Consider the following 22,429-nt stretch of genomic DNA (forward strand, 5'->3'; position numbering starts at 1 on the left):
TACAACAATATATACTGACAGCAAAAAGGAGGGATTCCGCTGAGTATTTTTAATAAAAATGTATTGTCAGTCAGTTCTTTAAAGGATGAAGTCAAACATGAAATTCGCACCGCGATTATATCCAATAAATTAAAACCGGGTGAACGGATTGTTGAAACAGAAATCGCAAAAAAGTTTAGCATTAGTCAAGTTCCCGTCCGTGAAGCGCTTAGAGGGCTGGAAGAAGAAGGGCTTGTAAGAACGGTTAAATATAAAGGGGCTTTTGTAACGGAAATCGATCCTTCAGAAATCTATCATATCTTCTTGCTGCGTTCGGAAATAGAATCCAATGTAATAGAAATGATTTTGCCGAAACTAACCAAGCAGCAGCTGGCAGAGCTGGATGAAATCGTAGAAAAAATGCAAATCAATGAAAATACTGAGGATGATGCAAGTCTTTCTGCTTTGGACTTGGAATTTCATTCGAAGATCATCCAGTGGGGTAAGATTGAAACTTACAATCGCATATGGAATATGCTGTATGGTCATATCCTCCGATTTAATGCTTATATGCAGCCTAACATACAGTACAAGAAGGCTGAGATGTATGGGGATCATAAACGGCTAGTCCATATTCTGGCTACTGGAGATGTTGAAAAGGCCAAGGCGGCATTTCAAACGCACATTATGCTGTACTTTAGCATTAATAAAATACATTCATAAAAAATGAAAGGGGTGATGGGAGCCCAGCCTATGGAGGCTCAGTATCCGGAGACTACTCAAGGAGATGAGGGAATTGGAAACGACTTATAAGACTGTGATGATGAAGCCGCAGGATCATGTTGCGATTGCTTTAGAAAATATACCGCAGGGATCGAAGGTTACGGTGGCTTGCCAAGATCAAACGTTTATCGTTGAGCTGCGGGATGCCATTGATTTTGGACATAAATTTGCCGTTAGGCCGATCGCCAATGGGGAAGATATCCGCAAATATGGTGAGGTCATCGGTGTAGCGATCAAAGAAGTGGGTGTGGGGGAACACGTACATATTCATAATCTAGATGGCAAAAGAGGGAGAGGGGATCGCCTTGTCAGCAATACCTAGCGGCAAGTTTTGGGGATTTCGACGTCACGATGGACAAGTTGGGGTAAGAAATCATGTTTTAATTCTGCCGACCATCACCTGTGCTACTCAGGCAGCCGTGAAAATTACAGAGCTGGTTCAAGGGACCGTCTCTTTTATCCATCAGCATGGTTGCGGGCAGGTCGGAGTGGACTATGATCAAACGTTCCGCACCTATGTAGGGATGGGGAATAATCCCAATGTATATGGAGTAGTCGTCCTGGGGCTGGGATGTGAAACACATCAAGGCAGAAGCATCGCCCAAGAAATCGCCAAGAGCGGCAAACCGGTTGAGTTGGTATCGATTCAAGACCATGGCGGAACCTTGATGGCTATCGCTCAAGGAGCAAAAATTGCGGCCAAGATGGTCCAGGATGCCTCCGCGCAAATTCGTGAATTGTGCGATTTAAGTGAGCTGATCATTGGAACGGAATGCGGCGGATCCGATGCCTGTTCGGGATTATCGGCCAACCCGGCTGTCGGCGTTGTCAGCGACATGATCGTAGATTTTGGTGGAACCGCTATCTTAGCGGAAACAACGGAGTTAATCGGAGCGGAGCATCTGCTTGCTGCCAGAGCCATTGATGAGAAGGTAGCGAAAAGAGTCTATGAAGTAATAGAAGCAATGGAACAACGCGCTTTCCTCATGGGAGTTGATATCCGCACGGGGAACCCAAGTCCTGGAAATATTAAAGGCGGGCTGAGTTCACTCGAAGAAAAGTCCTTGGGTGCCGCCAATAAAGCGGGTACGAGACCTTTGCAGGAATTGATCGATTATGCGCAAAAGCCAACAAAAAAGGGCTTAGTCTGGATGGATACGCCAGGCCACGATATCGAGCAATTAACCGGAATGGTCGCTGGAGGAGCCCAAGTGGTTCTATTTACAAGTGGAAGAGGAACGCCGACGGGTTCACCGATCGCACCGGTCATTAAGATTGCAACCAACAGCGCGATGTTTGAGAGAATGAGCGATAACATGGACATTGATGCCGGTACGATTATTGAAGGAAAGGAATCCATCGATTCTGTCGGGCAGCGCCTCTTTGATGAAATTGCTCGAGTAAGCTCAGGAAAGATGACGAAGGCGGAGATCTTAAAGCAGCACGATTTTGGAATTTGGCGCGTTGGCCCATCATTCTAAAATAGGAGGTTTACAATGATAACGGTTACATTTATAAAAGATCAAAAAACACTACTTGGGGTGAAAACAGAAAAGGGAATTATGGATGTAGAAGCCGCTTCCGTTCACTATCCGGAAGTTCAAGCCCCCCTTTCTGTCAAAGAACTGATTTCTCGAGGCGAAGAAGGAAAGCAAGCTTTAATGACATTAGTGGATAAGAGCTACCAGGAAACTGCTTTATTCTATGCCGAAGAAGCTCTTGCCTTCGGTCCTTGTGTACCGGAACCGCAAAAGATTATCTGTGTAGGACTGAATTATAAAAAGCATGCGGATGAATGTAATCTGCCTTACCCGCCGGCCCCTCTATTGTTCAGTAAATTTAACAATACTCTAGCCGGACACGGGGATGTGATTCCTCTGCCGGAAAAGGCCTCCCAGGTTGATTATGAAGCGGAATTGGCTATCATCATCGGGAAGGAAGCGAAGAATGTCAAGAAGGAAGAAGCTCTCTCCTTTGTATATGGTTATGCTACGGCCGATGATGTTTCCGCCCGTGATCTGCAAATGAAAACATCCCAGTGGTTATTGGGAAAAACCTGTGACAAGTTTTCGCCGATCGGGCCCTACCTGGTAAGCGTCGAGGAAGTGGGCAACCCGAATGACCTCGAGATCCGATCCATTGTGAATGGAGAGGTTCGCCAGAATTCGCACACCTCGGATATGATTTTCTATTGCGATGAGATCATTAGCTACATTTCTCAGCATTTTACCCTGAATCCCGGGGATATCATTCTTACGGGTACGCCAGAAGGGGTCATTATGGGCTATCCGGAAGAAAAGCAGATTTGGCTCAAAGACGGCGATGAGGTCACCATTGAAATTGGAAAACTAGGACGTTTAACCAATCGTTTCCAAAAGTAGTCTGCTAGTTTAACAGTTTACAAAAGACAGGAGTGCATCAGTGTGAAAAGTTTAGTGTGGACAAAAGCGGAATGGATGGAAATGCAGGAGGCAAGCATCCCTGCTTTCCTAGAAGACGAAGTGCTGGTAAAGGTCGATGCTGTAGGGATCTGCGGTTCTGAAATTGAAGGGTATTTGGGACATAACAGCCTGCGCGTACCTCCTTTAACTATGGGCCATGAATTTAGCGGTACCATCCAGGATATGGGTTCAAGGGTTAGTGCACTTTCAAAGGGGCAAAAAGTGGTCATCAACCCCTTGATCTCCTGCGGAAGATGCAATTCCTGCCGGAAAGGCTTGGTTCAGCTGTGCAAAGAACGAGCCATTGTCGGCATTCATCGCCCGGGTGCTTTTGCGGAGTATGTAAACGTTCCGGCATCGGCTGTCCATGTGATTCCGGACACCATGAATCCCTACCGCGCTTCTTTGACTGAGCCATTGGCATGTTCCCTGCGGGCTGCCCGCAGGGCGATGGAAAACCATCCTTTTTCTAATGTGGTAGTATTTGGAGCCGGCACCATCGGTTTGTTAGCGTTCCTTACCGCCCAAATTCTAGGGGCATCCCGTGTCATAGTTGTGGATAAAAATGAAGGGCGTTTAAAAACACCGGATCGTCTCGGGGCAACAGGAACCATTTCTCCGGATCAACCCGGGTACATTCAGAAAATAAAGGATGCGATGGGACCATCCGGAATCGATGTCATTATCGATGCGGTAGGATTCCAGCCAACCCGCAGTGCGGCCATTGAATTGATTAATCCTGGTGGAACGATTATGAATATTGGGCTGGGCATCGATCAGACCCAGGTTCCGCTGAATGTCTGCGTCCGCAATGAAATCAGCATCCTAGGTTCTTTCTCCTATCATGCCCAAGATTTCCACGACGCACTGGAATTGCTAAAAAGCGGAAGAATCGATGAAACAGAATGGTCGGAAATCCGTTCCTTAGAAGAAGGAAATCAAGCTTTCCAAGATCTTGTACAGGGACGTGTAGACAAAGCGAAAATTTTCCTCACTCCATAAACAAGAGACAAGGAGGCTTCCGATGTTTAGTCAACAGGTGAAGATCGAGGGTGGATTCGATGTTTCCTATCCTAGGATGATACGGGTTCGGCAAAAATTCCAGGACGTGAAAATCGATCATATTGATGAAGCCATCCGCCAACAATTTTTAAAGGAAGATGTACGAGTCAAAATCAAACCGGGCATGAGGGTAGCCGTCGCTGTAGGCAGCAGGGGAATCGCCAATTTGCAGCAGATTGCTTTCTCTACGGTCAAGGAAATTAAAGGGCTTGGCGGAGAGCCCTTTATTGTTCCGGCCATGGGGAGCCATGGAGGGGCGACAGCAGAAGGCCAGCTTGAAATCCTGCAGCAATACGGAATAACAGAGGAAAGCATGGGCTGCCCCATTCTTTCCTCCATGCAAACCGTTCAAGTCGGACAACTACCCAACGGGCTGCCTCTCTATTTTGATCAATTTGCTTATGAAAGTGATGCGATCGTGGCCATCGGCCGCGTAAAACCTCACACCGACTTTAAAGGTCCGATTGAAAGCGGATTGCTAAAAATGCTTGTGATCGGATTGGGCAAGCACAAAGGTGCCTCCGTCATGCATTCCTATGGTTTCGATCGATTCCATGAGCTGATTCCGGCTGCCGGCCAGGCCCTCATTGAAAAGACCAAGATCGCGATAGGCTTGGCGGTGATTGAAAATGCCTATGATGAGACCTATCAGCTGATCGCCGTGCCGGCTGAGAAAATCATGGATACGGAGCCGCACTTATTGAAACAGGCAAAACAAGCGATGGCCAAGCTTTTGGTAGACCGTATTGATGTCCTTGTCGTGGACGAAATCGGCAAGGATATTAGCGGGGCTGGAATGGATCCGAATATTACCGGCAGAACCCTTTCCGGATTAAACGAAGGATTGGACGCGCCTCCGATTCAGAAAATCGTGGTTAGAGATTTGACTGAGAAAACGCACGGAAACGCGACAGGCTTGGGAGCCGCGGATGTGATTACCAAGAGATGCTTGGAAAAGATTGATTTTGCGTATACATATGCGAACACCATCACATCTACTTTGCTAACCGCAGCCAAAATACCGATCGTTCTTCAGAATGACATGGAAGCGCTCGCTGTGGCTGCCAAAACATGCAACCGGATCACCATGGACAAGATAAAAATCGTTTGGATTAAAAACACGCTGGATCTTGAGCATATTTACGTGTCAGAACCCTATTTGGAAGATCTTCGTCATCGGGAAGATCTTAAAATAGCAGGGGAAGCGGAGCCGATTCAATTTGATCAGGATGGAAACCTGCTAAGTCCATTTCAGCTTGAAAACATGCACACACGATGAAGCACTCCTATCTTACATAAATCAGGGGGAAAAAAGATGAAAAAAGGATTATCGTATCTTTTAGTCACATTATTATCTGTTGGCAGTTTAGTAGGGTGTGGAAGCAACGCATCGGAATCCTCCAATGCTTCCAAACCCGCTGCCGAATCAACCGCTTCAAGCGGCGGCGGCCAAGGGGAGAGCGTAACGATTGCCGTTGGCAGCGCCGCACCTGATACGGAAACGTCTCACTATCAGCAATTTCTGGTCAAGCTAAAGGAACAGGTAGAAAAGGAAACGAACGGTACGGTTAAGATCGAGATCCACGCGAATGGAGAATTGGGTGGAGAAAGAGAAATGATTGAAGCCGTTCAGTTAGGGACCCTGGACGCTGTGATTTCGGGATCCGGACCGCTAGGAAACTTTGCCCCATTGTCCAGTGCCCTTGATTTTCCTTTCTTATTCAATGATCGTACACACGCCTATAAAGTATTGGATGGTGAAATTGGCGCAGAGATCGGCAAGCAGCTTGAAAGTTCCGGAATGAAGCTGGTGGTTTGGGCTGAAAATGGCTTCCGGAATATTACGAATAACACAAGACCGGTCAAGACGCCGGATGATCTGAAAGGAATTAAGATTCGGACCCAGGAAAACAAGATTCATCTGGATACCTTCCGCGATTATGGAGCAGACCCAACACCGATGTCCTTCACGGAGCTGTTTACAGCGATGCAGCAAGGGGTAGTCGATGGGGAAGAAAATCCGCTGTCCGTTATCGTGCCGAACAAATTCTATGAAGTTCAGAAATATATCACTCTTTCCGAGCATTTCTATCAAGCAGCACCTTTTATCATCAATCAAGCTAAATTTGATAGCCTGACACCGGACCAGCAAAAGATTCTTCAATCCGCAGCAGAAGCAGCAAGGGATCATGAACGCGAATTCATTGCCACGATGAACGAAAAGTTTTTGAAAACGGCTACTGACGGTGGAATGCAAGTCCTTCCGCAAAGTGAGTTTGACCGGGATGCGTTCGTAGCTGCTTCGGAAAAGGTTTATCAAAAGTATGACGGTGAGTATGGCGATTATCTCAAGAGAATTCGCGAAGCAAAGTAAGCAGGCTCGACAGGGAGAGCAGAGGTTCTAACTTCTGCTTTCCTTCTATCTATTAAAAAGGAAAGGTGTGAGACATACCTATGACGGCCATCTTGCGCGGCATCGATTACATAAATAAAGGGATTCTAATCCTTCTCGGTATTCTATTAGGGATTATGTCTGCGGTTATTATCTTCCAAATATTTTCCCGTTTCTTTCTCGGCCTTCCCCTTCCATGGTCTGAAGAGCTGGCTCGTTTGATCATGGCCTATACCATATTTATAGGTTCCGCTATAGCTCTCCGCAATCAACAGCTTATTGCCGTTGAGTTTGTGTCCGAGCGACTCACGCCGCAAAAAAGAAAAGTGTTGAAGTTTATCATTCATATTATCGCCATTATATTTTTTGCTTTGCTGTTTGTTAAAGGGATTGAAATGATGGGGAAAGTCCATGCCCAGCAATCTGCTGCTTTGCGTCTGCCTATGTCGGTTTCATATAGTTGCATTCCTATTGGAGCAGCACTCCTGATCATGAATGCCATTGCCGTCATGATCGAAATGGTCGCGAAAAAGGAAGGTGAGGCGTAAATGGCAGCCGTCTTATTTCTTTCATTATTAGGCTTGCTTGGCGTGGGGGTGCCGATCGCCATCGCTTTAGGATTGTCGTCGGCCATCGCGGTCTGGTGGGGTGGAGGGATTCCCCTGATCATTCTGGCGCAGAGGGCCTTTACTTCGATCGATTCTTTTCCGCTCATGGCCGTCCCCTTCTTTATTTTAGCGGGAGCCCTAATGGAAACGGGGGGAATATCGAGAAGGTTAGTCCATTTTGCCAACTCTTTGACCGGTCATATCACAGGCGGATTAGGGCTGGTAGCTGTAGTAACATCCATGTTTTTTGCGGCAATATCCGGTTCAAGCGCCGCAACGGTCGCCGCACTAGGATCCATCCTCATTCCAGCCATGGTTAAGCGAGGCTATCACCGGAATTTTGGAGGTGCCGTTCAGGCGGTGTCCGGGGAGCTGGGCGTAATTATCCCTCCTAGTATTCCGATGATATTATACGCCGTTACAACGGAAACATCGATAGGGGACATGTTCATGGCAGGTGTTGTTCCCGGCCTGATGATTGGTCTTTCTTTAATGATTACGGTCTATTTTATAGCCAAAAAACGAGGCTATGCCAGCGAACAGCGGATGAGCTGGGCAGAGCGCTGGCAAGCATTTAAGGATGCCATTTTAGCTTTATTTATGCCTGTCATTATCCTTGGGGGGATTTACGGAGGGATTTTTACCCCTACGGAGGCTGCAGGGGTAGCGGTTGCTTATGCCTTTATTGTCGGTGTATTTATTTATAAGGAAATTAAATGGAAGGATTTACTCCCTATCCTTGGCCATTCTACGGTTACCTCGGCCATCATTATGTTTATCATTGCCAATGCGGGATTATTCGGCTGGATTCTAAGCCGTGAAGGAGTACCTCAAATGGTAGCCGAATTCTTCACCAATATCTCGCCCAATCCAATTATTTTCTTGCTTTGCGTCAACCTTCTTTTATTTATGGTTGGTATGTTTTTTGAAACCGGTGCTTCCATCATCATCTTAGCGCCGCTTTTGGCACCAGTAGCTATGAAATTTGGCATCGACCCGGTCCATTTCGGGATGATCATGATTGTCAACTTAGCCATGGGGATGTGTACTCCTCCTGTCGGTGTAAACCTATTTATCTCCTGTCAGATCGCCCAGATTAAATTGGAGGATATAACGAAGGCCATCTTGCCTTTTATCGTGGTGCTCATTGTGGATCTATTGCTCATTAGCTTCATTCCGCAAATATCACTATGGCTGCCGAATCTGTTTGAATAACAAGAGACAAATCATGAGGCTATGCATTTTAAGTGTATAGCTTCATGATTTTTTTGCAATTTTTCGCGAGGTGGGTGTGGAGGTTGCTGGAATAGTTGGACTCTCTCCACTTAATTTTCAATTTGGGCCTAAAGAATATGATTTAACTGGAAACAAAACGCACGTAACACAATAGGCAAAAACTATACCACCTTCATCCATCGTCTTAAACGTACACAAAGAATGGTTTTTAGCTGAAAACTGTACGTTGTTTAGGGTTTATAACTTTCGTCAAAGGTAAAGATGTCTGACCGAGGCTCACGTTATGGTCATATACAACGTACAATTCCTGTCTGTCAAGGTTTTGGGGTCAGTAGTCAAGATTTTGCCTATTTTGTAACTCTAATAATTATTTATTAAAAAAAATAGACTTGCTTATATGAAGCAAGTCCTTGAAATATATATTATAAGGGGGTCAATACTTGAAAACTTAACTCTATTATAACTGTAAAAGATTACAAGAATGTTACAGATCAAAAAATAGGTAATAAGTTCTATTTGAAGTTTTATTAAATAGATAATTTAAAGAGAGAAGAGGATAGAGCCCTTCTTACAATAAAACCACCGCGGTTCATATGTTCCAGGGCTCTTTTACGTTGAGTATTGGATAAATGGGTGTAAAGATTGGTCGTTTCTACTGATTCATGTCCTAGCTGATCCTTTACTAATAAGGGTCTTTTTTGTTTTGGTTTACCGTACATCGATTTGAAACAATTGAAACATAAAATGTTTCAACAGAAACAGGGAACGGAAAATATAAAATACAACTCAGTCAGGCCTCGAACATTCTTTTTGGCATGGAAATTGCTTGTAATTTTATTAACTGACTATAAAGTTGATTGGAAGAGGGGAATGGGATGAAGATGTTACCTCAGTTAAAACAAACCTTTCAATTGGATGAAAAAAGCTTGATTCAAAATGGAATGGTCACTGCCCATGGGGGGAAAATTCATTTTAATCAGGAAGATGAGTTGATCATTAAAAAAGCCCTGAAATGGAAGGAGAGATATGGGGGGGACTTCACCGTCCTGATGGTCGGTGGCATTACATGGGGGATTGAAAAGAGGATGTTCGTCTGTAAGGATCATGTCACAGAAGGCCTTAAAGTCATTTATACCCCTCATATTAAAAAAATAACTGATAAGGAAAGAGGCTTATGCAGGTTCTGTGAAGAAAAAGCACAATTCAAGTTGTTTCATTTTATTTCTCTCTCTAAACAAGTTAAGGGAGAGAAAATTCAGGAATGAGAGGCGTTTACCTTGGAACAGTTAGCTTTGAAGAAAAAAATAACGATTATTATTGCTATTATGTCGGCCATGTTCTTTGCCTCTTTAAATATGACCATTATGGGGACCTCCTTGCCGAAGATCGTAGCAGAAATCGGCGGAATGGAGTATTTTAACTGGGTGTTCAGCATTTATATGCTAACCTCGAGTGTGACCGCCAGCTTGGTTGGTAAGTTATCGGACATCTATGGGAGAAAAATTTTTATTCTGACAGGGATTTGTATTTTTATGATCGGATCTTTGTTAAGCGGATTCTCTCAATCCATTAGCCAGCTCATTTTATTTAGAGGAATGCAGGGAGCCGGTGGAGGGATGATTATGTCCTCTGCTGTGACAACCGTCGGTGATTTGTTTTCCCCTCGTGAGAGAGGCAGATGGCAAGGCGTGATGGCAGGAGTGATGGGTGTTTCAAGCCTGATTGGCCCTACAGTAGGAGGATATATCGTCGATCATATGAATTGGTCGTGGGTATTTTGGATTTTCCTTCCTATTGGTTTGTTCGCTTTTATGATGATCTTGAAACTATATCCTCCGGTTCAGCGTAAAGAAAAAGAACAAATCGATTATCTGGGTTCTTTCCTTCTAACCCTCACGATCCTTACCTTCCTGCTCGGTTTAAGCTGGGCTGGAACCGAATATGCTTGGCATTCCACCATTATTATCGGATTATTCAGCTGCTTTTTCGGTTTTTCCTTTCTTTTTGTTTTAATTGAAAATAAAGTGAAGAGTCCTGTCGTCCCCCTCTTTTTATTTAAAAATAGCGTCATTATTCTTTCGTATATTGTATTGTTTCTGTTCGGAATGGGAATGTTTGGCCTCGTGATGTACATTCCGTTTTACGTCCAAGGGGTACTTGGAAAATCAGCAACCATCTCCGGACTCATGGAAATGGTCATGACACTTTGCATGGTAAGTTTTAGTACGATAGCTGGACAAATTATCACGAGAACTGGGAAATATAAAGGGCTTGGATTAGCGGGTTTTTTCCTAATGGCAACGGGTGTTTTTCTAAATACGCGATTAACGCCTGAAACCGATTTGAATTGGCTGGTTTTCTATTTGGTCATAAGTGGAGTCGGCATGGGTTTGACGATGCCCGTGTACCCATTAATTGTACAAAATGCAGTCGAGCATAAATACTTAGGGGTAGCGACAGCGACTTCTCAATTATTTCGGCAAATGGGAGCAACGGTTGGGGTATCTGTCATGGGGTTGATTATGACCACCAAGATGTCGCAAAAGCTGGCCGAAACCTCTTTACCCGGATCTATGGCCAGAGAAGATCTACTAAATCCTCAGCTTCTTATGAGTCCGCATGCTGCAGAAGAAATGAAACAAAAGGTGCCTGCAGAGTTATATCCGCATGTTGAACAATTGCTGGAGACATCGAAGGAGGCGCTGAACTACGCCTTATCCGAAGTGTTTTGGTTTGGGACGGGAATGGTGGTATTAGCTTTCATTCTTACTTTATTTCTTAAAGAAATTCCACTAAGGACATCGAATGAAGAAGACTCGCAATCGGCAGTTGACAGGATAAAAAGAACAATGCAAGGTTAAAAGAGCAAATCTAGTTTTATTACGTGAAATGGATGAAACATACTCGTGTTTCACTAGAAACGAACGAAGCCCATCTCGGAGGTGAAAAAGGTAGATTACTCACATGAAAACCGTTGGCACGGATTTTGCGTTAAACTAGATTAAAAAGGAGGAAAGAGAAATGTTAGCATTACTTAACCTATTAGCTTTGCTGGCGGTAACGGGTTATGCCGTCTACTTGTTTCTCCATGTGATATACAGCCGCTATCTGTTTGTGAAGCTTGGCAAGAAAGCTGCTTATGAACCGAATCTCAAAGAACGAATCAATGCTGTGTTAATCAATGGGTTCGGGCAGAGAAAACTGTTTAAAGACAAGAAAAGCGGCTGTATGCACTTGATCTTGTTTTATGGTTTTATGATTATCCAAGTGGGACTGATCGAACTGGTCATTAAGGGATTTAGTAAAGGGTACGAGTTCCCGTTTGGCGATGGACATAAATATTTTAGTCTTCTGCAGGAGTGGACGACCTTCCTCATGCTGTGCGCCGTGGGATATGCGGCCTTCCGCCGCTATGTGGAGAAGCTGAAGCGATTGCAATGGAAGCGGAATGGCAAAGCGGCCTTTGTTTATATCGGGTTAACTATTCTGACCCTGTCGATCCTGCTTGCGCTGGGCTTTGAAACCGTGATGCTCGGGCATGAACCGGATTTGGTGTATGCTCCTTTCTCCGGAGTCGTTGCGTTGGTGTTCTTCGGCATCGGAACAACAGCAGCCACCGTTTTGTTCTATGTATTCTGGTGGGTGCACATGCTGATCGTGTTGTCCTTCATGGTGTTTGTCCCGCAGTCCAAGCAAGCGCATGAGCTATTTGCGATGTTCAATATCTTCTTCAAGAAAGTCGGACCCGTAGGGAAATTGAGCAAGATCGATTTTGAAGATGAAGAAGTGGAGGAATATGGGGTTGGGAAAATTGAGAACTTTACCCAACATCAGCTGATCGATCTGTATGCCTGTGCGGAATGTGGACGATGTACGAATATGTGTCCAGCTTCCGGAACGGGCAAGACGTTATCTCCGATGGATCTCATCGTAAAGATGAGGGATCACCTGACGGAAAAAGGAGCTGCGATCACTTCCCGTTCTCCTTGGATGCCGGATTTTGCTTTGAAGAACACGCATGCCAACCAATTGGCCATCCAAGGGGCGGCTTCATCGGAGGTGGCAGCTACTCTCGAATTCCCCAACTTGATTGGCGATGTGATCACGGAAGAAGAGATTTGGGCGTGTACGACCTGCCGTACTTGTGAGGATCAATGTCCAGTAGCCAATGAGCATGTCGATAAAATTATCGATATGCGTCGTTACCTCGTGTTAACGGAAGGGAACATGGCCCATGAAGCGACACGTTACTTCCAAAATATTGAGAGACAAAGCAATCCATGGGGGATTAACCGGAAGGAACGCATCAAATGGCGCGAATGCCGGGACGACATTGTGGTGCCTACCGTGGATGAAGTGGAGGATTTTGAGTATCTGTTTTTCGTCGGTTCGATGGGATCGTTTGACAACCGCAGTCAGAAAATTGCCCAATCCTTTGCCAAAATCATGAATGTGGCTGGGGTAAAGTTTGCGATCTTAGGGAACGAAGAACGTAATTCAGGCGATACGGCCCGCCGAATGGGAAATGAATTTTTGTTCCAGCAGTTATGCCAAGAAAACATCGCTAATTTCCAAGCTAATAATGTCAAGAAAATCGTGACGATTTGTCCTCATACGTACAATACCTTTAAGCATGAATATCCGGAGTTTGGCTTAGAAGCGGAAGTGTTTCATCATACCGAACTCATATTCAAGCTCATTCAGGAAGGCCGTATTAAGCCTACCGAAGAAGTACAAGAAGCCATAGCTTATCACGATTCGTGCTACATCGGCAGATATTAATGATATTTATGATATCCCGCGGCAAATTTTAAAAGCCATTCCTGGCGTCAACGTGCTAGAAATGGAGAGAAACAAGCAGGATGCCATGTGCTGTGGAGCCGGTGGCGGAAATATGTGGATGGAAGAGACACAAGGGAAACGCATTAACATCGAACGTACAGAACAAGCGCTTCGTTTAAACCCAACGACGATCGGAAGCAACTGTCCATACTGCTTAACGATGATGAGTGATGGAACAAAGGCGAAAGAAGCGGAACATGTTAAAACCTTAGATATCGCTGAAATCGTGGAAAAATCCCTTGAACATTAGTAAAAGCCTGCTAGAGGGTGTGCCTTTCTTGGGACACCCTCCATGGAGGGTTTTTACGCTCTGATATTTTGATAGTTTCCCCACTCCTTAAGGAAGAATATCGGTGATATTCTTCCCTTTTTTTGTGTTCCTTGTTATGAAACAGATTGTAACTAATTTGTTTCATAAGAAACGGAATGAGGGATGTTTTGTAATGAAATGGTTGGTTTTAAAGGGATTTATATTGGCATGAAAATTGCTTATTAGACTAGTAAATATAAAACTAGTGGAGAGAAAATTAGGAGGCACAGGGTTACATGATACTGCATGAATTAGTGAAACTTACGGACAGCATGAACAAATTACGAGAGGACATGCATCAATTAGCTTTAAACGAGGGATTAACGCACCCTGAAGTGATCATGATGAGTCAAGGGTTAGATGAACTGATTAACCGATATCAAAAGATTATCTTTAACTTTCCCATTGTACCTAAGCATTAGGATAGGAAGATAAAATTCAAAACATAAAAAACGAAAGGATCGATGACAAAATGAAACTAACTTTAGTCGACCAAACCTGCAAGCAATGTGGAACAAAACTAACCTATTTTGAATTTACCGAGAAATTCAATTATTGTATGGATTGCTACAAAGAAGAAAATAGAATGGAAAGATATCCATTCCAAAAAAAGCCTAGCCGATTAAGAAATAAAAGACTATTTGTTGTATAGATGCTAAATGGAAACGGAAGAACGGATATTCTTCCGTTTCGCTGTTATCTCCCTTTTTTTCAGTTCCGCTATAAAGTAGAATAGGATGGAGGCGAACCATTTTGGTGGCATCATTTTAATTATCATTTAATAGGCAGGAGATCGTCATGGCGGAAATGAACAAAAGTGGAACAACGATTCAATCCCTGCAGGTGGGGATGAATATTGTAGATATAATAGCCAAGCAAGGAAGACCGCTCAGGTTTTCCGATATTCAAGAGCTGACGCAAGTTACGAAAAGCAACCTATACAAGTACCTCAATACGTTTACCCAATTGGGAATTCTCTATCGGGAAAAGGAATCAGGCACGTATACTCTGGGTAGTAAGCTCATCCAATACGGAATGGCTGCCATAGACCAGGAGAATGTGTTGGATCGTATAGCTCCTTATTTACAGGAAATTAATCAAAAATGCTCCAGTACCGTTTTGTATTGTGTTTGGACACATAATGGACCGATGGTCGTTCGAATGTTTAATGCCAGCCAGGGACTCAACATTGGGGCACAAATCGGTACTCTGTTACCGATTCTTTCGGCATCGGGCAAATTGTTTTACACCTTTATGGATGATCATACCATCAGGGAGTGGAAGGAAAAAGAGCTGAAATCGATCTCTGATGAAAAAATCAAGCAGCTCGAAGAGGACCGTAAAACAATATTGGAGAAAGAAATTTCCTTTGCTAGGGAGCCGCTCGTTCAATTCGTGAATTCCGTTGCCTTTCCGGTATTTAATTTCAAGAAAAATTTATTGGGGACCGTAACCGTTGTAGGATTCTCCCAAATGATTCCACAGAATGAGGAAGAGAGTTTGAGCCGGTATCTCCTCGAGGCAAGCAGAGAGATCTCCGCCAGTTTTGGCTATCAGGCGAACTGAGTCCATATTCCATGTCTGGGGGAAAGGAGGTTTTTATGAGCAGCAAGCGTGAAAAGCTCGTCGAAAAGATTGAATCACATCTTCGTCGTACGGCCAGGCATCTGGTCAAATTCGATACAATGGAAGAGACGTTAAACTATTTATTAGATTCGTTTTGGATGGAGTTTACGTGTGATTTTGTCGCGATTATTCTTAAAGACGAAAAGCAAGGCTTGATCCCCAAAGCATGGAAGGGAGGGTCTGAGCAGTTTGCCAGTAACTTTCCGATTGCATTGAACCAGTGCTCTCCGAAACTTGGTGAGACTGGTTGGGATACAGAAAGAATGGAAGAGGAACAACCTTGTGCTTTCCATCAAGTGATGAACAAGGAAAAGATCTCGACATGGTTTGCCGTTCCCGTTAAGGATGATACGAATAGTCTAGGATTTTGTGTAATTGGATTTCAGCAGTTTATTCCGATGATTATGGAGACCGAGCGTATTTTCCTCGAATTTGGGAAAGACATTGCTGTTGCGATGGAGTTGGCTCAAAGCAAAGAAATGGGCAGTAAGAAAATGAAGGGGATCCAATGGTTTAATGAAAATATTTTTCCCGGATCACCGATTGAACAGCTGGTAGAGAAAATAGTAGAACAAGCTTGTCAAGGCACCCACGCTGAATTTGCCTGCATCTATCTGTATGATGAGTCTCAGAGTGAATTTTCCTTCCAGCCCCCAGCAGTCGGTCCGATGATTATGCCAGAAAAGATAAAGGTAGAAAAACACGGTGTCCTGACTGATTGCTTTCCGTTTCTTGGACATCCCGGAAAGAATGAACTAACGGTTCCTTTAGTGGTTAATCTGAGAACGATTGGTATACTTCACATTGCTCATAAGCGATTAGGCACTTTCTCTCAAAATGATTTGGAGCTTCTTGAATTTCTATCTACCCATGCGTCTGCTTTACTAGAAAATGCCCGATTGTACAATATTGAAATTGATCTGAAGCAGCGTCTCCAAACCTTCATGGGACACCAGCAGGAGTTGATGAAGCAAACGGTAGAAGGGGAGAACTTTGATGTTATTTCCCATACACTCAGCCATTTGTTTTCCCGATCGGTTGTGTTATTGGATCGCTTCCTGAGACCCATTTCATTTCATATATCTGGAGGCGACTCTGGGCCTGAGGCCATTTTAAATCGTATATACGATCTGGGGAAGCAGATTAGAAGCATGAAAAAGAAAGGGATCTGGCTGGAACGATTGACTGCGGAGGATCATGATATTGGGGTCTGGCCTGTCATAGGCAGCGGAGATCTGTTAGGGTATTTGGCTGTGCATATCCGCCAAGAAGAATTAGACGATGTTCTGCGTCTGACGGTGGAGCACGCCCTAAACGTGTATGCCATTCACTTTATCAAACAAAAGCTTGTATTGGATACGAGAGAACAAGTAAAAGATAGTGTAATCAATCGGTTGTTTGAAGAAAAGGTAGAGGATCAGGATAAAATCATAGAATACGCTAATCTATTTAAATGGAACATGTTCGAGCCGCACCGAATCGGGGTTTTGACGATTCAAATGGGGGGGGAAGAGAATCGTGAAACGGATTTACTCGACCGGGAGGCCAAAAAATCTTGGTTGTGGGAGCAGTTGAAGGACCGCTTGGCTATGTTTGAAAAGGTAATGATGCTTACGCGTAAAGGGGACGAATTCATCCTCATCGTTCCGGCGCTGAAGGAAGCGGAAGGCGTGAAGAACTATTGGGAAGCGCTTTATCAGCTAGCCAATCAGTTTGTTCGAAGTGAGAGCCCTCAAAGTCGGGTATACCTTGGCGTCGGTGGGAAAACGACGAAAATTAGCGACTGCTATTACTGCTATAAACAAGCCGTTCAAGCCCATAACGTGGTTTCTCTTCGGTTTCGTAATGATGGATTTGCTTTGTTCGAAGAGTCAGGGGCGTATACGTTATTAAATAACTTGCAGGATCCGGCCATCGCCCACTTATTTGTTCAAAAATACCTGGATCCCATTCTCAACTATACGGAGGGGAAAGGGGCTGACCTCTTTAATACGCTTCGTATGTACCTCTTCTGCAACGGAAATCTAAAAGAAACGATGGATTCCCTGTTTATTCATCGCAGCACCCTGCGGTATCGGATAGAGAGGATTAGGGATATTCTGGAGTTGGATCTGGATGATGCGGAGCATCGGTTAAATTTAATGATCGCTTATAAGCTTTATGATTTATATTATAACAACTAAAATAAACCCTCGAGGAGAAAAGGCTGTTCCTATGGTCGGTAATGACTTTAGGGGCGGCCTTTTTTGTGATTGAGGGCTTGGCAGGGCTGGCAAGACTTGAATTAGGTGGAGATTGTTCAATTAAACCACTATAACAATATTTTTTCTTGCAAATAAATGGAATAACTCCCATTAATGTCAATAAAACGGCCAGAATTATGAGGTTTTGTTCAAATAGATGGCGCTTCTGCCACTATTTCCACTTTATCTTGGCTGATTTTGATTTTAAGTGGAGCTTTTCCATTTATTCGATACAAGAATGGCCAAATGGATGTGAATCATATTTCCAGGAACTTATAAAGTTACTTTTTTTTACACTCGCATTGGTCAATCATGATCCAATAGTCAGAATTCAATTCGTACACGGTGTACCTATAAGGGACCTCTTGTCAATTATATAATCTACTTATAAACCAACCGAGTAACCAAAGAATCCTTTTGGAGGTGAAGCATTTTGAACTTTAACTTAACAGAAGAGCATCAAGCGATTCGTTCGCTGGCCAAAGAGTTTATTAATGAAGAAATTATTCCTGTAGCGAGGAAGTATGACGAGGCAGAACAGTTTCCGATGGAAATTATGGAAAAATTGCGAGAGTGCGGACTGTTCAATCTTTCCATACCTGAAACTTATGGGGGCCCAGGGATCGATAAGATTTCCCATGCTTTAATCGTAGAGGAGCTTGCTAGAGGATGTGCAGGGATTGCCACTTCAGCTGAAGCAAACTCTTTAGCTTCCTACCCCATTCTTGTAGGTGCGGATGAGGAACTGAAAATGAAATACTTGAACCGATTAACCCAAGATGGACAGTTTGCTGCTTTTGCCCTTACGGAGCCTGGTGCAGGCAGTGATGTTTCGGGTATGTCTACAACTGTGGAAAGGGTCGGGGAGGAGTATATCCTGAATGGAAGCAAATGCTTTATTACGAATGCCAGCTATGCTGATTTTTATGTGGTGCTAGCAAAGCAAAAGGGATCAGGAGATTCGAAGTGCTTTACGGCGCTGATTGTCGAGAGGGAATGGAACGGGGTTAGTGTAGGGGAGAAGGAAAAGAAAATGGGGCTGCGCGCTTCAGATACCAATTCCGTCCATTTTGACGAAGTCCGCGTTCCTGTTGCCAACCGCATCGGGGTCGAGGGCGAGGGCTTCAAGATTTTCATGAAAGCCTTATCCCACGCCAGACCGATGGTCGGTGCCCAATCCGTTGGGGTGGCTCAAGGAGCTTATGAGGCAGCCTTGGCTTACGCAAAAGAACGAAAGCAATTTGGTAAACCGATATCGAACTTTCAAGCGATTCAATTTATGTTAGCCGATATGGCTATGAATATCGAAGCCGCCCGCTTGTTAGTCCATAAGTCGGTATACCTTCTGCAAGAGGGGCGTCCTTCTCCTACCCATGCGGCTTTTGCTAAATGCTTTGCAGCCGATACAGCGATGAAAGTGGCCACGGATGCCGTGCAGATTTTCGGAGGCTATGGCTTTATTCGCGAGTATCCCGTAGAGAAATACTTCAGAGACGCTAAGATCATGCAAATTTATGAAGGAACCAACCAAATTCAACGCGTGATTATCGCAAAGGAAATCTTATCTTAATCAGTTAACCAAAAGAATGGAGGAAGTAATATGAGTATGCAAACCGTAGGTGTAGTAGGATCTGGAACAATGGGTGGAGCGATTGCTCATCTTGCCGCTATGGCGGGTTTTCAAGTGATTTTGTGTGATGTGGAAGATAAGTTTTTGCAACGAGCTGTGGAACGTATGGAACAATTCATGGATAAAAGCATCTCCAGAGGGAAAATGACAATTGAACAGAAGGCTGACGTTTTGGAGCGTGTAACCTGCACCACTCATCTGGAAGAAATGAAAAAAGCAGGAATCGTCATTGAAGCTATTATTGAAAATTTAGAGGCGAAAAAGAAAGTGTTTGCTCAATTGGATGAGATTATGCCAGAAGATGCGATTTTGGCCACGAATACATCGTCCATGTCCATCACAGTCATCGCAGAGGCTACCAAAAGGCAGGATCGCGTTGCCGGTATGCACTTTTTCAATCCTCCGCAAATTATGAAGCTAGTTGAAGTCGTCCGTGGGTACAAGACAAGTGATGATACCGTACAAAAGCTGATACATTTGGCTAGAGAAATGGGTAAAGAACCGATCGAAGTCAAAAAGGATACTCCAGGATTTATCGTGAACCGCATCATGATTCCGCAATTTATCGAAGCCATTCGCTTGGTTGAAGAAGGCGTCGCCAGCATGGAGGACGTGGATAAAGCCGTTAAGCTTGGGTTGAACTACCCAATGGGGCCGTTTGAGCTGCAAGATTTTGGCGGAGTAGAAGTGGGACTGTTTGTGATGGATTACTTCTATGATGAGTTCAAAGATGATAGATTTGCCGCTCCTCTATTAATTCGTCAACTCGTTCGCGCTGGTAGACTAGGGAAAAAGACAGGGGCTGGTTTCTATGACTATAACAAATAGGAAGGAAGAAAAAGAGATGCAATTAGAGCTATTGGAATGTATTGTGGAAGAAAATGTGGCGATCGTTTCCTTAAATCGTCCTCCGTATAATCCGTTAAACTGGCAGTTATTTGAGGAATTGTCCAGGCTGATGGATGGACTTGAGCAGGATCGTCAAGTAAGGGCCATCATCCTTACCGGAAAAGGAGACAGAGCGTTTGCTGCCGGAGCGGATATCCGCGATATGATGCATCTGACACCTTTAGAAATCATGGAAAAGAATGAAATGTGCCGTACTACCTTTGGGAAAATGGAGAGACTTTCCAAGCCTATTATCGCGGCGGTTAACGGGTTAGCTTTAGGAGGCGGAGCTGAGCTCGCTTTAGCCTGCGACTTGCGGGTTTGCTCGGAGAATGCGAAATTTGGCTTCCCGGAAATTAACCTTGGAATTATCCCAGGTGCTGGCGGAACCCAGCGCTCTCAGCGGCTTCTTGGACACACCGTAGCGAAGGAAATGCTTTACTTTGGGGAAATGATGGATGCGGAAAGAGCTTATCAAGTAGGTCTCGTTAATAAAGTGGTCCCGATGGGAGAGTTGCTTGATTTTGCTAAACAATGGGCAGCGAAATTAGCTGAAAAGCCAGTAATTGCGATGAGAATGATGAAAACAGCAGTGAACACAGGAGCAAAAGTAGACCTAGATTCTGGTTTGGATCTGGAAGGGGCTTGCTTCGGAAATGCCTTCGCTAGTGAAGATCGCAAAGAAGGAATGCAATCTTTCGTAGAGAAACGGAAACCGAATTTTGTTGGAGCATAAGGAGGGTGAGCGTAATGGGGAAAAGTGAAATCGTTTTGGTTGAAGGGGCGCGGACGGCCTTTGCTGAATTCGGAGGATCATTTAGAGATGTATCCGCGATTGATTTAGGAGCTGCTTCTGCGAAGGAAGCGATGATTCGCTCTAAGGTGGATCCGGAAGAAGTGGATCAAGTCGTGATGGGGAATGTCATACAGTCGAGCCCTGATGCGGTTTTTGTAGGCCGTCATGTGGGATTGAAGGCTGGAATTCCTAAGCACGTTCCAGGGTTGACGGTAAATCGGCTGTGCGGATCCGGATTGCAGGCTATCATAACAGCTGCCCAATCGATCATGGTGGGAGATTCTCAGTTAGCGGTAGCTGGCGGTACGGAAAATATGAGCCAAATCCCCCATGTCATTCGCGGAGCCAGATGGGGAATTCCCCTGGGCCAAGCTCCAATGGCAGACTATTTGTGGGAAGCGTTGTATGATCCGTATGGCGATTGTACAATGGCCATTACGGCTGAGAACATAGCGAAGGAATATGGCATTACGAGAGAGATGACAGATGCCCATGCGGTGAGAAGCCATGAGAGAGCCCTTGCAGCTATCGAAAAGGGTTATCTGGCAGAAGAGATTGCACCCGTCTCCATTAAGACAAGAAAAGGTGAAACCGTCATTGACAAAGATGAGCATGTGCGTCCGACGACATTCGAAGGATTATCAAAGCTTTCTGCCCGATTTGTAAAAGACGGAGTTGTAACTCCAGGAAATGCCAGCGGTTTGGTCGATGGGGCAGCGTCCGTCATCCTTGCTTCCTCTGAATATGCCGAACGAAGAAATTTAAAGCCGATCGCTCGTTTAGTTTCGTGGGGGATTACAGGAGTAGAGCCAAAATTAATGGGAATCGGGCCGGTTTCCGCAATACAGCAGGCCTTGTCAAAAGCGGATATGAAGGTACAGGATCTCGATCTCATTGAAATTAATGAAGCTTTTGCGGCCCAGTATCTAGGATGTCAAAAATTATTGGATTTCGATCCGGAAATCGGGAATGTCAATGGAGGGGCCATAGCTTTAGGTCACCCCCTAGCGGCTAGCGGAACGAGAATTACCCTTTCGATGATCTATGAGCTTCGTCGCAGAGGAAAGAAATATGGTGCTTCCTCCCTTTGCATTGGCGGCGGTCAAGGAATTGCAGCGATTTGGGAGTTGGTGTAAACGTGAGACGAAATGAATTTCAACTCATCGTCAATTTCGGAGATACGGATAAAGCAGGGATCGTATTTTATCCCAATTACTTTAAATGGTTTGATATCGCATCCCATCAATTATTTCGCCGTATCGGACTTCCGATGTCGGAGCTCGAAAGCAAACAAAATATTATTCTTCCCATACTGGATGTTCGAGGTTCTTTCGAAAACCCTTTATATTATGATGACATCATTACGATTAAGACCATGGTCGCTGAAATACATCGAAAAACGATCCGATTTGAACATGAGGTGTTTCGCGGTGACGTGAGAACCGGCTACGGCTATGAGGTTCGCGGATGGGTGAAGAGAACGGAAGATGGCATTTCGGCAGTCCCCATTCCTGATGATGTAAAGGGAATTTTAATGTTGGATAAGTTATCCGAAAGTAATCAGTTAAACCCGTGGGTAAGTGCCTAAAGACG

The 22,429-nt window shown here is 44.5% G+C and carries 19 protein-coding genes and 1 pseudogene; all 20 read left to right on the plus strand.

Annotated elements, in window-relative coordinates:
* Positions 1 to 63 precede the first annotated feature (63 nt).
* The 20 genes and pseudogenes from ABLT31_RS13765 to ABLT31_RS13860 all read left to right on the plus strand — a co-directional run bounded on the left by ABLT31_RS13765 (position 64) and on the right by ABLT31_RS13860 (position 22,424).
* Positions 64 to 702 (plus strand): GntR family transcriptional regulator, encoded by a 639-nt coding sequence (locus ABLT31_RS13765; protein WP_367752454.1) that lies wholly within the window; start codon positions 64 to 66, stop codon positions 700 to 702.
* A 73-nt stretch (positions 703 to 775) separates the two neighbouring features.
* The gene (locus ABLT31_RS13770) at positions 776 to 1,084 is read left to right on the plus strand and encodes a UxaA family hydrolase (RefSeq protein ID WP_367752456.1); all 309 of its coding nucleotides are present in this window, start codon (positions 776 to 778) and stop codon (positions 1,082 to 1,084) included.
* A complete protein-coding gene (locus ABLT31_RS13775; protein WP_367752458.1) occupies positions 1,041 to 2,243 on the plus strand; it encodes a UxaA family hydrolase in 1,203 nt (400 codons plus the stop codon). The genes ABLT31_RS13770 and ABLT31_RS13775 overlap by 44 nt, the downstream gene beginning before the upstream one ends.
* Positions 2,244 to 2,258: 15 nt before the next feature.
* On the plus strand, positions 2,259 to 3,143 hold the full coding sequence (locus ABLT31_RS13780; RefSeq protein ID WP_367752460.1) for a fumarylacetoacetate hydrolase family protein: 885 nt from the start codon (positions 2,259 to 2,261) through the stop codon (positions 3,141 to 3,143).
* 42 nt (positions 3,144 to 3,185) lie between these two features.
* Positions 3,186 to 4,205 (plus strand): galactitol-1-phosphate 5-dehydrogenase, encoded by a 1,020-nt coding sequence (locus ABLT31_RS13785; RefSeq protein WP_367752462.1) that lies wholly within the window; start codon positions 3,186 to 3,188, stop codon positions 4,203 to 4,205.
* A 22-nt stretch (positions 4,206 to 4,227) separates the two neighbouring features.
* The gene (locus ABLT31_RS13790) at positions 4,228 to 5,544 is read left to right on the plus strand and encodes a nickel pincer cofactor-dependent isomerase, group 22 (protein WP_367752464.1); all 1,317 of its coding nucleotides are present in this window, start codon (positions 4,228 to 4,230) and stop codon (positions 5,542 to 5,544) included.
* Positions 5,545 to 5,580: 36 nt separating this feature from the next.
* Entirely contained in the window at positions 5,581 to 6,639 is a 1,059-nt protein-coding gene (locus tag ABLT31_RS13795; protein ID WP_367752466.1) for a TRAP transporter substrate-binding protein, read from the plus strand.
* A gap of 80 nt (positions 6,640 to 6,719) precedes the next feature.
* Positions 6,720 to 7,205, plus strand: coding sequence for a TRAP transporter small permease (locus ABLT31_RS13800; RefSeq protein ID WP_367752468.1), 486 nt, complete (start codon positions 6,720 to 6,722; stop codon positions 7,203 to 7,205).
* Positions 7,206 to 8,480: a TRAP transporter large permease gene (locus tag ABLT31_RS13805; protein ID WP_367752470.1), complete on the plus strand. Its 1,275-nt coding sequence runs from the start codon at positions 7,206 to 7,208 to the stop codon at positions 8,478 to 8,480.
* Between the two features lie 896 nt (positions 8,481 to 9,376).
* Entirely contained in the window at positions 9,377 to 9,766 is a 390-nt protein-coding gene (locus tag ABLT31_RS13810) for a hypothetical protein (RefSeq protein WP_367752472.1), read from the plus strand.
* A 12-nt stretch (positions 9,767 to 9,778) separates the two neighbouring features.
* Positions 9,779 to 11,362 carry an MDR family MFS transporter gene (locus ABLT31_RS13815; RefSeq protein WP_367752474.1) on the plus strand — a complete coding sequence of 528 codons (1,584 nt, stop codon included), beginning with the start codon at positions 9,779 to 9,781 and terminating at the stop codon, positions 11,360 to 11,362.
* Between the two features lie 160 nt (positions 11,363 to 11,522).
* Positions 11,523 to 13,593 (plus strand): annotated as a pseudogene (locus ABLT31_RS13820) ((Fe-S)-binding protein).
* A 296-nt stretch (positions 13,594 to 13,889) separates the two neighbouring features.
* The gene (locus ABLT31_RS13825; protein ID WP_367752476.1) at positions 13,890 to 14,075 is read left to right on the plus strand and encodes an aspartyl-phosphate phosphatase Spo0E family protein; all 186 of its coding nucleotides are present in this window, start codon (positions 13,890 to 13,892) and stop codon (positions 14,073 to 14,075) included.
* A 376-nt stretch (positions 14,076 to 14,451) separates the two neighbouring features.
* A complete protein-coding gene (locus ABLT31_RS13830; protein ID WP_367752478.1) occupies positions 14,452 to 15,219 on the plus strand; it encodes an IclR family transcriptional regulator in 768 nt (255 codons plus the stop codon).
* A gap of 35 nt (positions 15,220 to 15,254) precedes the next feature.
* The gene (locus ABLT31_RS13835; RefSeq protein WP_367752480.1) at positions 15,255 to 17,462 is read left to right on the plus strand and encodes a helix-turn-helix domain-containing protein; all 2,208 of its coding nucleotides are present in this window, start codon (positions 15,255 to 15,257) and stop codon (positions 17,460 to 17,462) included.
* Between the two features lie 493 nt (positions 17,463 to 17,955).
* Entirely contained in the window at positions 17,956 to 19,092 is a 1,137-nt protein-coding gene (locus tag ABLT31_RS13840; RefSeq protein WP_367752482.1) for an acyl-CoA dehydrogenase family protein, read from the plus strand.
* A gap of 30 nt (positions 19,093 to 19,122) precedes the next feature.
* Positions 19,123 to 19,980 (plus strand): 3-hydroxyacyl-CoA dehydrogenase family protein, encoded by an 858-nt coding sequence (locus ABLT31_RS13845; RefSeq protein ID WP_367752484.1) that lies wholly within the window; start codon positions 19,123 to 19,125, stop codon positions 19,978 to 19,980.
* Positions 19,981 to 19,996: 16 nt separating this feature from the next.
* Complete coding sequence (locus ABLT31_RS13850; RefSeq protein WP_367752943.1) at positions 19,997 to 20,776, plus strand: enoyl-CoA hydratase/isomerase family protein; 780 nt, start codon at positions 19,997 to 19,999, stop codon at positions 20,774 to 20,776.
* Positions 20,777 to 20,790: 14 nt separating this feature from the next.
* On the plus strand, positions 20,791 to 21,972 hold the full coding sequence (locus ABLT31_RS13855; protein ID WP_367752486.1) for an acetyl-CoA C-acetyltransferase: 1,182 nt from the start codon (positions 20,791 to 20,793) through the stop codon (positions 21,970 to 21,972).
* Between the two features lie 2 nt (positions 21,973 to 21,974).
* A complete protein-coding gene (locus tag ABLT31_RS13860; protein ID WP_367752488.1) occupies positions 21,975 to 22,424 on the plus strand; it encodes an acyl-CoA thioesterase in 450 nt (149 codons plus the stop codon).
* Positions 22,425 to 22,429: the final 5 nt, after the last annotated feature.

Source organism: Ammoniphilus soli (assembly GCF_040813775.1).